This is a genomic window from Paenibacillus sp. CF384 (assembly GCF_900106745.1).
Taxonomy (GTDB): domain Bacteria; phylum Bacillota; class Bacilli; order Paenibacillales; family Paenibacillaceae; genus Paenibacillus_Z.
Map to the genome: position 1 here is coordinate 122,916 of NZ_FNNV01000007.1, position 14,650 is coordinate 137,565.

15 protein-coding genes are annotated in these 14,650 nt (G+C 51.7%); 6 read left to right on the top strand and 9 right to left on the bottom strand.

The window, feature by feature from the left end; translation table 11 throughout:
- Window positions 1-47: 47 nt before the first annotated feature.
- Window positions 48-869: a VOC family protein gene (locus BLW29_RS13665; protein ID WP_090980361.1), complete on the top strand. Its 822-nt coding sequence runs from the start codon at window positions 48-50 to the stop codon at window positions 867-869.
- Window positions 870-926: 57 nt separating this feature from the next.
- Here the strand turns inward: BLW29_RS13665 and BLW29_RS13670 are convergent, their stop codons facing one another.
- The 3 genes from BLW29_RS13670 to BLW29_RS13680 all read right to left on the bottom strand — a co-directional run bounded on the left by BLW29_RS13670 (window position 927) and on the right by BLW29_RS13680 (window position 3,041).
- Window positions 927-1,376: an SRPBCC family protein gene (locus BLW29_RS13670; RefSeq protein WP_090980364.1), complete on the bottom strand. Its 450-nt coding sequence runs from the start codon at window positions 1,374-1,376 to the stop codon at window positions 927-929.
- A 9-nt stretch (window positions 1,377-1,385) separates the two neighbouring features.
- The gene (locus BLW29_RS13675; protein WP_090980365.1) at window positions 1,386-1,721 is read right to left on the bottom strand and encodes a MerR family transcriptional regulator; all 336 of its coding nucleotides are present in this window, start codon (window positions 1,719-1,721) and stop codon (window positions 1,386-1,388) included.
- Between the two features lie 144 nt (window positions 1,722-1,865).
- Entirely contained in the window at window positions 1,866-3,041 is a 1,176-nt protein-coding gene (locus BLW29_RS13680; protein WP_256208602.1) for a YhgE/Pip domain-containing protein, read from the bottom strand.
- Window positions 3,042-3,237: 196 nt separating this feature from the next.
- On the opposite strand from BLW29_RS13680, the gene BLW29_RS13685 reads away from it, so the two are divergent.
- Window positions 3,238-3,846 (top strand): TetR/AcrR family transcriptional regulator, encoded by a 609-nt coding sequence (locus BLW29_RS13685; RefSeq protein ID WP_090980367.1) that lies wholly within the window; start codon window positions 3,238-3,240, stop codon window positions 3,844-3,846.
- 305 nt (window positions 3,847-4,151) lie between these two features.
- Here the strand turns inward: BLW29_RS13685 and BLW29_RS13690 are convergent, their stop codons facing one another.
- Window positions 4,152-4,883: a class I SAM-dependent methyltransferase gene (locus BLW29_RS13690; RefSeq protein ID WP_090980369.1), complete on the bottom strand. Its 732-nt coding sequence runs from the start codon at window positions 4,881-4,883 to the stop codon at window positions 4,152-4,154.
- A 438-nt stretch (window positions 4,884-5,321) separates the two neighbouring features.
- On the opposite strand from BLW29_RS13690, the gene dnaN reads away from it, so the two are divergent.
- Together dnaN and BLW29_RS13705 are read left to right on the top strand one after the other, a co-directional pair.
- On the top strand, window positions 5,322-6,497 hold the full coding sequence (gene dnaN, locus BLW29_RS13700) for a DNA polymerase III subunit beta (RefSeq protein WP_177186623.1): 1,176 nt from the start codon (window positions 5,322-5,324) through the stop codon (window positions 6,495-6,497).
- Window positions 6,498-6,553: 56 nt separating this feature from the next.
- Entirely contained in the window at window positions 6,554-7,066 is a 513-nt protein-coding gene (locus BLW29_RS13705) for a Crp/Fnr family transcriptional regulator (protein ID WP_090980374.1), read from the top strand.
- Between the two features lie 11 nt (window positions 7,067-7,077).
- On the opposite strand, the gene hmpA is transcribed toward BLW29_RS13705, so the two are convergent.
- The 3 genes from hmpA to BLW29_RS13720 form a co-directional block, all read right to left on the bottom strand.
- Window positions 7,078-8,346 carry an NO-inducible flavohemoprotein gene (gene hmpA / locus BLW29_RS13710; protein ID WP_090980675.1) on the bottom strand — a complete coding sequence of 423 codons (1,269 nt, stop codon included), beginning with the start codon at window positions 8,344-8,346 and terminating at the stop codon, window positions 7,078-7,080.
- A 167-nt stretch (window positions 8,347-8,513) separates the two neighbouring features.
- The gene (locus BLW29_RS13715) at window positions 8,514-10,109 is read right to left on the bottom strand and encodes a histidine kinase N-terminal 7TM domain-containing diguanylate cyclase (protein WP_090980376.1); all 1,596 of its coding nucleotides are present in this window, start codon (window positions 10,107-10,109) and stop codon (window positions 8,514-8,516) included.
- Window positions 10,110-10,156: 47 nt separating this feature from the next.
- Window positions 10,157-11,026, bottom strand: coding sequence for an endonuclease/exonuclease/phosphatase family protein (locus tag BLW29_RS13720; protein WP_090980378.1), 870 nt, complete (start codon window positions 11,024-11,026; stop codon window positions 10,157-10,159).
- Window positions 11,027-11,154: 128 nt separating this feature from the next.
- Between BLW29_RS13720 and BLW29_RS13725 the strand changes: the two genes are divergently transcribed.
- Window positions 11,155-11,934, top strand: coding sequence for a DeoR/GlpR family DNA-binding transcription regulator (locus BLW29_RS13725; protein ID WP_177186624.1), 780 nt, complete (start codon window positions 11,155-11,157; stop codon window positions 11,932-11,934).
- Window position 11,935: 1 nt separating this feature from the next.
- On the opposite strand, the gene BLW29_RS13730 is transcribed toward BLW29_RS13725, so the two are convergent.
- Both BLW29_RS13730 and BLW29_RS13735 read right to left on the bottom strand, forming a co-directional pair.
- Window positions 11,936-12,787, bottom strand: coding sequence for a DMT family transporter (locus tag BLW29_RS13730; RefSeq protein WP_090980382.1), 852 nt, complete (start codon window positions 12,785-12,787; stop codon window positions 11,936-11,938).
- Between the two features lies 1 nt (window position 12,788).
- Window positions 12,789-13,619, bottom strand: a complete 831-nt coding sequence (locus BLW29_RS13735) for an alkaline phosphatase family protein (RefSeq protein ID WP_090980384.1) — start codon at window positions 13,617-13,619, stop codon at window positions 12,789-12,791.
- A gap of 201 nt (window positions 13,620-13,820) precedes the next feature.
- On the opposite strand from BLW29_RS13735, the gene BLW29_RS13740 reads away from it, so the two are divergent.
- Complete coding sequence (locus BLW29_RS13740; RefSeq protein WP_090980386.1) at window positions 13,821-14,600, top strand: sporulation protein; 780 nt, start codon at window positions 13,821-13,823, stop codon at window positions 14,598-14,600.
- Window positions 14,601-14,650 lie beyond the last annotated feature (50 nt).

The following is a 14,650-nucleotide window of genomic DNA, read 5'->3' on the forward strand; positions in this document are numbered from 1 at the left end:
TTACATACATAAATGTATTATAAGTATAGATAAGGAGGCGGATGGTTATGGTGACACATTTCTCTCGTTTGCAGCTGCAAACCTTCTCGATTCAAGGCGTGAAGCAGTTTTACCACGAGCAGCTTGCTTTTCCCGTTTCCTATGAGTCGGACACCGAGATCCACTTTCAGCCAACACCTTCGGTCACGCTATGTTTCACGGAAGGATCGGAGCCGACCGCTCCGGCGCATATCGCTTTCGAAGTGGCGACGTCCGGCTTCGATGCAGCGGTAAACTGGCTAGGTGATCATAATGTCGCTCTCCTCAAGTGGCCGGACGGCCGCATCGTGGATGGTTTCGGCGGTACGGGCAAGAACGTCTACTTCCGCGATGGCGACGGCAACTTGCTGGAAATCATCTGCCACTCCTATGTACAGGAAGACGTTCTGCCTTCGATCGGGGCCATGGGTCTCCTCTACCTGCGTGAAGTGGGCTTCCCTGTAGAGGCAGACGCCGTCGTTGCTTTTCGCGAGCAGCTTGTGCGATTACTGGGCTTTCAGCTTGATAAAGTTTACGATAATTTCACGTTTGCCATTGGCGGAACAGCCCATGGGGTCATTGTATCCAAAACGCGCAAATGGATTCCCATCGCGATGACTGCATTGCAGCCTGCTATGAATGTAATCCTTGGTGTGAGCAGTATCGCTTTTCTTGAAGGGGTCAAATCGAGATTGGATGCCGACGGTATACCGTATGAATCGGAACCCGATGCTCCGAATCGAGTCAGCTTCCAGCTGCATGCGTATCCGATTTGCCTGGAGCTCACTGAAGACTTTGAAGCCGACGTGCCCGCCCGTTTGCAATTGCCGCTTGCTCGCCAGACGCTATAACAAAAGAAGCGCCCGCTCACGTTTGAGCGGGCGCTTCCTTGGTACGCGGCTATGCCTTTATTTTCTCGCTTCCTGGTCCACCAGCGCCATAAACTCATGCACGACTTTCAAATTCGCCTTCTGGCTGCCGAGCTTCAGCATGGCTCGTCCGACGAAGTTTACCCCTTTGTTCTGCCCTTCATAAATGAAGGTCGTGCGTGTGTCATCGACTCGCACTACCGTGAAAGTGAGCGTAATCTCAAAAGCTTTGCCTAATACGAAGTGGATCGTTTTTCGCTTGGAATCAGGCAGGTCCTCATAGACCAAGGTGTCGACAATATACGTCTCAACCCGCTTGCCCTCCCTGTATTTCTGACGATGCTTGGCTCCCGCTTCCTTCTCCGACTTCTCGATGAGCGTATGCTCCTCGACCTTGGGCATAATTCGATTGATATTCCGATCTGAGAATAGGTCCCATACCTTCTCGATCGGTGCGTGAATCGTCGTTTCTTCTTTCCATGCCAGCATATGTGTCCACTACTCCCTTCCCGATGCAAGGAATTCATCAATTTCTTCGACCTGTAACAGGAGATCCCTTATTTGTAGCCGTATGTTGCCCCGTTTCTGTTCCAGCAGCCCCTCCAGATGCGCAAAGGACTCGTCGCTCATAACCGCGCTCATCTCCTGAATCGTACAGCCGAATCGTCTCAATTTCGTAAGCAGCACCGCTATAAAATAACTGCCGTCGTCGTAGTACCGATACTTGTTCGAGGGATCAATAAACACAGGCTCCAGCAGCTTCACTTCCGCATAATAACGCAGCGTTTCCTTACTCAGCCCGGTCATTTCCGAGAATTCGCTGATCTTGTACATGAATCTCCCCCCTCTCCCAGCATAAACCGTGTGGTGCACCACAGAGTCAATAGAATACTGTATCGATTATAACTTACGCAGAAAAAAAGCGACTAAACCGGAATACCTGAATTCCGATTTAGTCACTTTAGAGGTAGACATCACTTACATAGAACGATCTAGAGTTGCTGCTACTTTCTTCGGTTTAAGCACCGATGCGGCGGCAACCAGCATACAAATGCCGGACAACCAGCCAAGCACCCGGTACGTGCCGTTCATGTTCGTACCGTCGAAGTACATCACCGAGCGCAAGCCCGTTGCGACAAACCGCAGCGGTGTCCAGCTGTACAGCCAATCCTTCGCAACAGCCGGCAGCATCTCGGGTGCCATATTAATAACAGGCATCGAGAAGAAGAATAGCAGCACCATGAGCGGAACCGCCGGCATGCCAATCCAGCGCAGTAAGGTTGTTTGAAACAGGAAGAATGCCGCCCCGGCTAACAAAAGGAATAACCAAAGCTGCGTCCGATCCGATAGCTCCATGCCATACCAGGAGCCAGACATCCATACAAGAAAGGCCGTTGCGCCTGTCACGATTACGAGGCCCATCACAAGCTTCGTCAATACGATACGCATATGACCGCCGCCGGCTTTCACCGCTTGCTGGGACGCCAAGAACAACGTAATGCTGACTGCCAAGCAGCTTAGCCACATCATCTGTGTGAGCAGCAGCGGCGCGTTACCGCTGGCATTGTTAGCACCTACAGGATGCACAATCTGCGAGCTGACCGTGAACGGCTCCAGCAGCGCTCCGGCGGACTTTACCGGAATGGCATCGGCGTGCTTGCCGATCTCTGCCAGAAGCTGCGTCGACAGCTGACTGCTGATCTTCTGCATCGCTGTCTGCAGCAGCATGTTCACCGTGCCTGCTACCTGCGCATTCTTCCCTTCGCTCACATAGATCTGCAGCTGTGCAGGCTGCGGCGCAGCGGACTGCAGCGAAAGCAGGCCTGCGCTTAGATCAGCCGGCAGAATCAATGCGCCATAATAGGCTTGATCATCGATCCCTGCAAGTGCTTCTTCCTTGGAGCTTACGATCTCCCACTTTATCGGCAGCTGTGTTTGCTGCGTCATTTTCTCCTTTAACATCTCACCGACGGCCAACTGGGATCCATCGGGTTTATCTGCCGGCTGATCCAAGACAACCAGCGCAAGCGGAAGCTCTTTCGGAGCCGCTCCGGCAGCAGGTCCAATCATCGCTACCCCAAACACCATGAGCACAGCCAGTACAGCAACCGCGCCAATCCACACTAATTTCTGCTTCAAAAAATTTTTATGCAAACTTGCCACCACCTTATAATGGACATCGTGTTGAATAATGATCACCGTGTTTATTATAATGATTTTAGGGCAGAACTCAATAATCAAGATCAGAAGCTTCTGTTGCTTATTCAACACATGAGAATGCCGCTGTTCATTAGGAGCCAAAATTCATCCTACATTTATATTTCATTACAGAAAGGAGCAGCTAGAACGCATGACTCAGAAAACCGATCCCCGCATTGAGCGAACGAAAGACATGCTGCGCAGCGCACTGATTGAACTTATTGAGGAGAAAGGCTTCGAGGCGATTACCATTCGGGACTTAACGCTCAAAGCCGGACTTAATCGGGGAACCTTCTACCTGCACTACCACGATAAATTCGATCTGCTGGAGCAATGCAAAACAGAGATATGGAGCGGCTTCGAAGCCTGTATTCAGCTAGCCGACCCGGCACTTCTAATCCAGCATGTGGAACGTGATGAGCCTTATCCGTTCATGGTGGATGTCTTCGGTTTCTTAAGGGAGAACAGTGATTTCTTCAGGGTTATGATGGGACCCAAAGGTGATCCCTCTTTTATCGTCACGTACAAAGAACTCATGCTTAAGCATCTCTATAACAAGCTGATGATGCTGCAGCCTGAAGATCAGAAACTGCTCGTGCCGCGTGATTTTCTCACAGCTTATATTATTTCCGCCAACTTTGGCGTCGTGCAGCATTGGCTGGAAACCGGGATGGTTTATACCCCGCGCGAAATGGCACAGATTATGTCCCGTATCATGCGCCGCGGCCCGCTGCGGATGACCGGCGCTCTGGACGGGTAGGGTTAAAGTTGCCAATTGTGCAACATTTCCGCCCGATTATCAGCCTCACAGAGAGAATGTTGCATTTGCTGCAACAATTTCTTCTCGGATCGCCATTTGAGAGCTATTTCACGTTTAAAGTTGCAGATTCTGCAACATTAAACCAAATTAGGCATTCCAGATGAATAGATGTTGCATTCCATGCAACATTATCTTCACCGTGATCGATCGAAGTACCACCATCCCCCTGTCTAGACCAAAAAAGCTGTCCCAGCAGAGTCATCAGACACTCTGCTGGGACAGCTTCTTTGTATGCTATCAGAACACTACTTCTCCGCTGCAATCAGTAGAAATATTGGACGACGGGTTTCATCCCGCATATCAGGATAGGCAGCGATCGCTTCCGGTGTAGGCTGCGGCTCAGATAGCTTCCTGATGGTGAAGCCAGCCTCGATTAACTGATTAATGATCGTTGCAACCGTACGATGGTATTTCACCACATCATTGTCCAGAAACCTCGTTTGCCGCATGCCTTCCTGTTGATAATCGTCGACCGGCCAGTGCAGCCTCTCCCCTTCGGCACTGTAATGCCAGTCCTGTGCAGCGCGCGCGGTAAACACGGGATGCTCCACCGAAAGAATAAAGCTGCCCCCGGGCACAAGGTACTCATGGATCTTGCGACAGACGATATCGAACCGTTCGACGTAATGGAGAGCGAGCGAGCTAATGACGACATCGAACTGTTCAGCGGCGAACGCGATGTCCTCTATCGCAAGCTGATGATACTCAATCCCCGCATCATGCTCGAACGCCTTAGCACGTGCAAGCATCATCTCGGACAGATCCACACCGATAACAGAACCGGCCCCCATCTCACGGGCATACCGGCAATGCCAACCGAAGCCGCAGCCCAGATCAAGCACCCGCTTCCCCTCCAGGACAGGCATAAGCGCTCGCAGTGCCGGCCACTCCCCGGCCGCCTCCAGCCCGCCGATGGAACGAGGCATCTGATTGTATTTGGCGAAGAAGTCCGGATCATCGTATTTGTTCTGTTTCATCTTAGCGGCCCCCTTGCAGTAAATTACTCTAAGTATAGAGAGTGGAAACGTGAGGGTACAAGTTATTTATTGCCACTTGAATGCACCTTATGCTACAGTTAAATTATGTCATTATTGATTAAAGTAACCTTATTCATAATAAGGCGGTGCTATTCATCATGAGCTCTCCTCCTACTCCTTCTTCCAAAAACATAAAGCTCGGCATACCTAACCACGAAGGGCAGATGTCCATGCTTTTCTCGAAGGGTGGCTCTCGCGAAGGGGCCGGACGCAAAGGCTTCGGGGAAACAAGGAAGGTCTCTCTAACCTTATCCGCAGAGGTGTGGCAGGCTCTTGAAGCTCACTGCATAGCGAAATCCTGCTCCAAATCCGAGGCGCTGAGGGGCATGATCGAAACGTATTTACACAATGAACATTCGGAAGGCAGGTGAGGGTTTCGTGTTCGTTCAAGTAAATCGACTGCTGCTGCTTCGCGCGCTTCAAGCTGTCGCTCATGCCGCTTCCTCCAAGAGTACGATTCCGATCCTCTCCGGCATCCTGCTAACCGCCGATTCCTCAGGAATAACCGTCACTGCAGGCAGCATGGGCATGATGCTGACATCCTTCATTCCGGCACATGAAGTCGATGCCATCATTCGCAAGAGCGGCCGCATCGTCGTTCCTGCGCGTTATTTAGTCGATATCGTTCGCAGCCTTCAGGCAGTGGATTCGATTCAGCTTGCACTTCTCACCGGATTAACCCTCACCATTACTTCTTCGTCATCGCGTTATCATTTAAACGGCATGGATGCTGAAGATTACCCGCTCAGCACAGCAACAGCAGCAACAGCAACAGACAGCTCACGGACCGGCATTCGGATCTCGAACGGCCATTTGAAGAGGCTCATTAAACAGGTTGATTTTGCCGTTGCCGCTTCCGAATTCAGACCTGTACTGACAGGCGTACTATACGCCTTCCACGGTAATCATCTGCAGCTAGTGGCGACCGATGGCGTTCAGCTCTCCTTCCAATCGACAACCGACTATATCTCGCACACATCCAAGCCAAGCGCACCTGTCATTATTCCGGGGAAACATTTAACCGATTTTGCCAAAATGCTGCAGGATGACGAGGCAACGACAGACATCAGTATTGGCGAGCGCGAACGCACAATTACCCTTCGAACCGCTAATTTTCATCAGCAATCCTCCCTCATTGAAGGGGCTTTTCCTTCTCTGGACAAGGTTATGAGACCCGCCGCTCACCATATTGAACTTAGCTTTAACACCAAGCACCTGCTGCATGCTCTTGAACGAGTCGCGATAGTAGCAGGTGACAGCAACGTGGTTAAGCTGTATACACGCTCTCCCCACTCCGTCTCCCTCACAGCCCGGACAGCTGAAATTGGCGACGTCTACGAGGAAGTTGATGCCGTGAGCAGCAGCGCCGAACAAGACGTTACCGTGTATTTCAATGGCCGCTTCATGATTGAAATTGTCCGTTCCATCGCAGATCATACCTTACACATGCAAGTAGCCGGCGCATGGAACCCCATCGTGATTCGCCCAGCGAATACCGCAGCCGTCGAAGAATCGATGTACATGCTTACGCCCGTTAGGTCAGGTCCGCATTAGATCGGTTATACTAAAATAAAAAAATGCCGGCAAGCGCCGGCATTCACGAGGTAACGATGATCATACACAAAGGCGAAACCCTATTCCGTCAAGGGGAATCCGGCCCCCTCTATCACTTAAAGAGCGGTTTACTGAAGATCGTTCGCGTCCATCAGGACGGTTCGCAGATCTTGGTCAATATTATTGTACCAGACGAAATCATCCCGCATCATTCCTTAATCAGCCCTAATCCTTACTACGGGACTGCCATTGCACTCGTCACTTGCGAAGTCGATTGTTTACCCGCCGAGATGTGGTACGAAGAGCTTGCGCATAATCCGGCGCAATGTCGCGACATCGCCCTCAAGCTGCAGGACAAGCTGCGCATGATGCAGCAGCGCATTGACCAATTAACCGAGGTTGCGCCAGCAGAGAAGCTGCGTAAGCTGCAGACTTGGTTTCAAGCTTACATCTCTCCCTATTCCCTAACCGATGTGCTGACCCAAGATGAGATCGGTCAATTTCTCGGGCTGCGCAGGGAAACCATCAATCGGCTGCTGCGCAGCCAATCGGAAGGCGAAACCAAGTAACCCCGCCCTCACTATTGCGCAGCAGCTGTTTCCTGCGGTTGAGCCGCCGACTTATCCGGTGCCTCTTCCAAGCTGCCGCCCGTTCCGAAGAATTCATAATGAATATCCGCTGTGGGGACACCCCACTCCTTCAAGAGGCCGTACACCATTCTCATGAACGGCTCCGGACCGCAGAAGTAGAAGCTCGCATCCTTCGTCGACAAGACGTCTTGAAGCCATGGCAGGTCGATATAACCTTCTTTATGATAAGCCTTCGCCGCACGGTCATCCTCTGTTGGCTTGTTATAGCACCAATACAAGGATACCTGTGGAGCTCGTGACGCGATCTCCTCCACTTCGGATCGCAAGGCATGCACATTGGCATTCTGAGCCGCATGAATGAAGGTAACCGGACGATCCGAATAGCTGTCGGTCAAGGTGGATAGCATACTCACTAGCGGCGTTAACCCGACACCTCCGCTAATCAAGACAACCGGCCTCGTATCCGCGACATCTAACGTGAAGTGCCCTGCAGGCGCCGAAAGCTGCAGCACATCTCCTTGGTTGACCTGCTCATGCAGGTACATGGAGACTTTCCCCTCGGGCTTGTCCGGAAACGCCTCTTCGCGTTTGACCGAGATGCGATAGTACGGTTTACCCGGTGCATCAGATAAGCTGTACTGACGAATATGCGTGTATGTTTCACCGGGAACTTGCAACTTAACACTCACATACTGCCCCGGTTCAAAAGCAGGAAGTTGGCCTCCATCCTCCGCCACCAGATAGAAGGATGTGATAACATCACTCTCTCGCACCTTCCTATGCACACGAAATGCCCGGTAATCCGCCCAACCGCCATTTTGCTGCTCGGCCTGCTTGTACATTTCGGCTTCCGTCTCGATGAAGACATTCGCGATGATTCCGTAAGCCTCCGCCCATGCGTTCAGAATCTCCTCCGTTGCCGCTTCACCTAACACATCCTTGATCGCTGTAAGCAGCATTTGCCCGACGATGGGGTAATGCTCCGCTTTAACGCCCAAGCTCCGATGTTTATGGGCAATCTGTTTCACGACCGGCAGAATCATCTCCAGCTTATCGATATGGAGCGCCGCGGCATAGACCGCATTGGCCAGTGCCGTCTGCTGCCTGCCCTTGGTTTGATTCGCATGATTGAACATATGAAGCAGCTCGGGATGAGCGGTAAACAGCAGATGATAGAATCGTTTCGTAATGGTCGTACCGTGCACCTCTAATACCGGAACGGTTGATTTAATAATGTCGATGGTTTGCTTGCTTAGCATGGCTTGTTCCTCGCTTTCGTCACTTGGAATAATCCAAGTATACAAGGACGCCTCATGCAGTCGATGTGATTACAATCACAAGAATTCGTAACGATCTGTGAAAAGGCGTCCAGCAAATAGCAAAAAGCCGCTTTAGCAGCGGCTTGGCTTACTCTACATTTTCGTCTTTATACCCTGACAGCATGGTTCGCAACACGTACCGTATTACGTCCCGCATGCTTGGCCTCGTACAAGGCGCGATCGGCTGCCTTCAGCAGCTGCTTCATATCGTCCCAGTCCCTGTCCGTATTGGCTTCACCATTCACCACAGCAACCCCAAAGCTCGCCGTTACAGCTATGAATCCATTCGGCGCTAACGGTAACGCCATCTGCTCCCTGACAAGCTCATTACGAATCTCGTGCGCCGCAGCTTCTGCTTCCTCCAATGACAACCCCGGCATCATCACGACGAATTCCTCCCCACCATAGCGAGCAAGCACGTCTTCCGTGCGCAGCACCTTGCGGCATATACCAACTACGTGAAGGAGCGCTCGGTCACCGATATCATGTCCATAGGTGTCATTGATCCGTTTGAAGTGGTCGATATCAAATAATAACAGCGCAATCGGCTCCCCGCTCGATAAGGATTCCCCAAGCAGCTTCTCGCTCAGCTGTAAGAAATGCGTCCGATTATAGATCCCCGTAAGGCCATCGTGAAAAGCAAGCTCATGCAATCGCTGCTGCAGCCGAACCCGTTCAGATACATCGATGAGCACAATCAGCTTGCCTGTTTCCTGACCGCCTTTCTTCCTGACAACCGAAACCCGTATATCGTAGTAGTAGGACTGTCCGTCTTTCTCCCACAACGTTTCTTGCAAGCTCTGTGAATCCGTTCCCTCAATAAGGGTGCTGTCATTCGAATGCTGGCGCCATAACGGTTCGATCGATCGCCCAAGTAAATAAGTCGATAACTGCGGCATTACCTGCGCGGCGGCCGGGTTGTAATCGACCAGCCGATTATTCATGTCCAGTACGAGTACGCCGTCACTCATGCTCTCGAACAGATTATCCCGCGCAATCGGCGCCACGTTCATTAAGCCTCGCGAAGCGAGTGCCCACATATACAGCGCAGAGGTCCCTGCCATGATGACCGGAATCGGGTCAATCCCTTGCGGCGTCAAATTACCGAGGTAAGCAAAATCACCCGCAAGCGGCAGCAGCAGCCCTACTAACATCGTAATATGCTGAAGCCGATAAGCCGATTTCATCCGGTTCCAGTAGAGCAGCAGCAGTGCAACGCCGCCGAACATACAACCGAACGTGTACGCGCCTTGGATAATATACCAAGGTCCTGCGTTCAGATCGACCTTCAGGAACCCTAATTCCGGCCTTATCGTGATGGATTGATAATAGAGATGATGCATCTCGTTCGACATGACGAGCCCGACGGTAACAAGCGGCATGAGGAACAATCCCAAGCGCAGAGCGGGCTTCAAATAGCGGTCCATGCCGAGAAAATACATAATAAGCAGCAAATTGATGGGAGGAAGAAACGGCATCCCGATGTATTCAACCTTAATCCAGAATGTGATCTCTTCCAGTGAACCGGCGGACAGCTCCAGCGCGGAGCCGAATATATAAATCGCAGACAGCAAGCAGTGCGCGACAAATGTCTTCGACATGGACTGACTCGCGCGATTCGTTAAGACGTAAATCCCCATAATGACATTTATGACGCCGGCCGTAACCATTAACGTTAGAATAGCAGAATATGGCGTTCCCATTTCCCTATGCACTCCACTCGGAATCTGAAGCGATTCCCCTAATATCTTTACGGCGTTACGATTTGGAAGGTGGAAACGACCGCCGCATGATCGGACGGCCACTCGTTATCCTCATGATTGCCGAACCCCTTCGGCTCTCCGACGACAAACACGTCGGAGCTCACAACCTTCACGCGGGAACCATGATAGTAGATAAAGTCAATGCGGTCCTGCGGCTCAAACGGGTTATCTCCCCAAGGGTGCTCCGGCGTGTGTACTGTCGACCATGTAAGGCCTGGCATTGCTGCCGGATCGGGATGCACGATGCGGTACGAATCCTGAAGCCCCGCTTCTTCCGCCATTGCACTGACCGGCCATCGAACGACATAACCGTCATGCAGCGACTTCGTATCATCGCCCCAATCCAGATGGGAAGGCGCGTTGAAATCGCCCATGAGGAACAGCGGCATGTCCGATGCCAGATGAGGGGCAAGATCACGCAGCACCAGCGCCAGCTCTCTGCCCCGAGCCTCTTGCTCCATCACCGCAATTTCGTCTGTCGGTTTATTATCGAACAAAGCCCAATACGGACCGTAAGGATCATAATACAGATGGGCATCGGCGACAAGAATGACTTGTCCGGAAGGCAGCTGAATATGAGTGAGTATCGCGCTCATCCCCTCCACGTGACCTGCTTCGATGATGGGATATTTGCTAATCACGCTGCAGTTCGCACGGCCCTCTTGGTTCTGATAGTAATGCCAGCCCAGCTTCTCCGCTACGGCTTTCCCCGGATCCGGCGTTTCCTGAAAACCTACAATATCCGCTCCGGAAAGCTCGACCGCACGGGCAATCTTGTTCACCCCGTCATGAACGGCCTCGCCGCCCAGCCAAGTGTTGAATGTCATAATGGTAACGCTATCTGATGGTTGCATCATGCCTTCATCTCCCCTTTTCAATTATTTTAACGAATCGCGCCTGATTTGGATATACAGGAGAATTTCCTGCCGATTTTTCTGTTAAAATGACAAGTAGTAAAGCACTTGACCTGGAGGTAACCGATACAATGTCGCTAATCGGCGAGGAACGCAAACAGAAGATACTGGACCTGCTTGAGCAGAACGGAAATGTGTCTTCTTCGGAATTGGTGCAGCTATTTGACGTATCGAAGGAAACGGTGCGCAGGTACTTGGATGAGCTGGAAGGGCAAGCGAAGCTGAAGAAGGTGTACGGCGGCGCTGTTAAGCCATCCGTCAGTTACGAGGAACCGCCTTATTTGGAGCGGATGACGCTGAAGCGCGAGGAGAAAAATCAAATAGGCCGGCAAGCGGCCGGCCTCATTCGGGATGGAGATGTGATCTTTCTCGATGAAGGAACGACGCTGCTGACGGTCATTCCGCATTTGACCCAAACCGCCTTGACGGTGCTGACTCATTCATTTCCCGCTGCAGCACTGTTGATGGAACAACAGAATCAAGGGCGTTTCGATGGCCGAATCTTATTTCTCGGCGGAGAAATCAGTTCCTTGCATGCCAGATGCGCAGGTTCGATGACTGAAACGGCTCTTGGCCATTATTATATCGATAAAGCTTTCATTTCCGTTGATGGCATTCATGCCGAAGCCGGTCTTACCAGCCTCGACGAAAGCAAATCCGCCGTATCCCGCAAGGCGATCTCCCATGCGACGGAGGTTATTGTAACGGCTGATTATACGAAGCTTGGACATCGTTTCCCGTATAAGCTCGGCGATCTGGAGGATGTATCCTATATCTTGTGCAATCAAGCTCCTCCGGCCGATTGGGATGAGGCACTTGCCAAACATCCGATACGTTGGATGACTCCTTAACTTAACCGAACACGCTGATAACCACGATCGCGGACGCAATCGCAGCCGATGATGCAATTCGCTTCATCCCCTGCTGTTCCTTCAGCACCAGGATGCCAAGCAAGGTTGCGAAGACCGTCCCGATCTCTCGAATCGGCGAGATGTGAGCCATCGGAGCCAGATTCATCGCAAATAAGAATAACAAATACGAACCCGGCGAAAGCACGGCCCCCATGAGAATGACCCGCCAATTGGTCTTTAGCTCGGTCTTCCACTTGCCTGAACGCAGCACCACTGGTGTCAATGCCAGCAGGAAACCCGCATTACCTAGACAAAGCAGCTCAGGCGGCGATAAATAGTCTAGCGTCAATTTATCCACGAACACGTAGCAGGTTGTACATAACCCCACCCCGAACGCGACGAGTATCGGTTTGGATGACCGTCCCCTCTTGCTCCTTCGAAACGACCAATCACTGATTTTGAAGAAACTGACGATCATGCACAGAATGCCGGCCCAGCCCCATACAGACAACGACTCTCCAAGAAAAGCAACGCCGACCGTAGGAACGAGCAGTGTTGCCGTCCCCCTCATGATGGGATACATCTGCGACAAATCCCCAAGCGTGTAGGCTTTGGTCAGCAGAAAAGCATAGCAGCCTTGTATCAGCATCGTAATGAGAATAAGCACATACGCCTGCCACGGCAGCGCTTTGCTTAGCAGACCGCTTATAACGAGCGGAATCAGGAAGACGGTCGATGGCAGAAGGATGATCCATAAGAAAGCCGCCTTGTTCAAGCTTCGTTTGGCAAACAAATTCCATACGGCATGTGTAAGTCCGGAGAACAGCACAAGGAAAACAGCCACTACCAGCATGCTATTCCACTAAAGCTGTGCCGAATAAATGTTGCGGCAGCTTCGCTTCCCATGATTCGGGTGCCGCAAGCCCCAGCGCATACGCAACGACTGCAGCGGTATCCGTAATGACAATCGGCTCCGTAATGGTTGTGCCAGGCTCGATGCCGGGTCCTGCCACTGCCCAGAAAATCGTTTTATCCAGCGGATGGTCGCTGCCGTGGTCGGTATCGATTTCCCCGCCACCGCCATGATCCGAGACGACGATGATGAGACTGTCGCTCAGCGCGTTCACTTGCTCAAGTGCATCCAAGATGACGCCGGTATTGGCATCCGTCTCTTCAATGCTGCGCAGCTGCTCGGGCGTATTATAGCCATGCTTATGACCCGCCATATCCGGGAGATCCAAATGCACGTAGAGCAGCTTGAAATCGGGATTGTTGCTTATATAGTCAGCCGTTGCCAAGGCAACCTCGCGATCAGGCAGCGATATCTTGTGTACGCCGATATTCGGTTCAATAATGCCATAATTAATGGGCTCCCATGCGCTGAACGAAGCCAGCTTTGCACTCGGGTCAGCCTCACGGGCGATGCGGAAAATCGAGGGATAGGGTGAATCTTCAGGGAACGTCTGCTTCTCTGCCTTCGTGTTCGTTAATCCGTGTTTATCCGGGTTTACGCCATGCATAAGCGCCCCCCAGCATTCCGCGCTGATCGTCGGAGAAGCGGTTTGCGCCTCGAATGATACGGCTCCCTTGCTGATCAAACGATCCAAATAAGGCGTTTCTGCAGCCTGCACGAAATTCCCTGCTCCATCCCAACCGATAATGACTATCCGCTTAATAGCTCCCATGGTTGATCCCCCTGTATGAATATGGAATGTATTTCTCCTTAAGCATACTCATTATGCCAAGCAATATCAATATAAAACAACTAAATTCAACTAAAAGCACATTCACCACCACGATTATCCGCTACCTCTATGAAACCTCTATCGTCCTATCCCGTATCAGTTCATTGAATATGTAAATTTATAAGGAGGCGTCATATCACAATGTCTATGTTCAAACGCATGCTGGCCAGCGTCGGAATCGGCGCAGCGCAAGTCGATCTCATGCTTCATGAGGATGAGGTGCAAGCAGGGGACACGCTTAGCGGCATTGTCCGGATTCAAGGCGGCCGCGTGGCTCAGCAGGTCGATGATGTCTACGCCTTCGTCATGACACGATATGTTAAGGAACATAATGATACGAAGATAGAAGAAGAAGCTCCTTTAGCCAAATTTCTGCTCGCCGGCAAGTTTACGGTTGAAGCGGAGCAAGTCTACGAGTTCCCTGTATCCTTCCAGCTGCCAGCGAATACACCGGTAACGATGGGCAGAACGCCGGTATGGATTCAAACCGGACTGGAAATCAAGGAAGCCATTGACCCCAAGGATCGGGATCAGCTTCAAGTGAACCCTCATCCTTACGCAGCAGTTGTACTGGAGGCCGTTCGTCAGCTCGGTTTCCGCATTCGCGAGGTCACCTGCCAATATGCGCCGCAATACGGCAGAATTTCGGGATTGTCTTTCGTGCAAGAATTTGAATTCATTCCTACCTCGGAGTTCCTAGGCCAGTTGGATGAGCTGGAGATCGTATTTTATCCTGATGAGAACGGGGTTGAATTGCTGCTGCAGATCGATCGCAAGTCACGCGGCTTATCCGGCTTATTCTCCGAAGCGTTCGACACCGACGAGCGTTACGTCAAGCTCCGCTTCGACCGCAATCAGCTCGCTTCCGGTGCCGGCTATGTTGCCGACCAATTGGCAGACACGGTCCGCCGGTACATCTAGTGCAGCAGGTGCAAGAAAAGGCGGCAACAAGGTTCCTCCTTGTGCCGCCT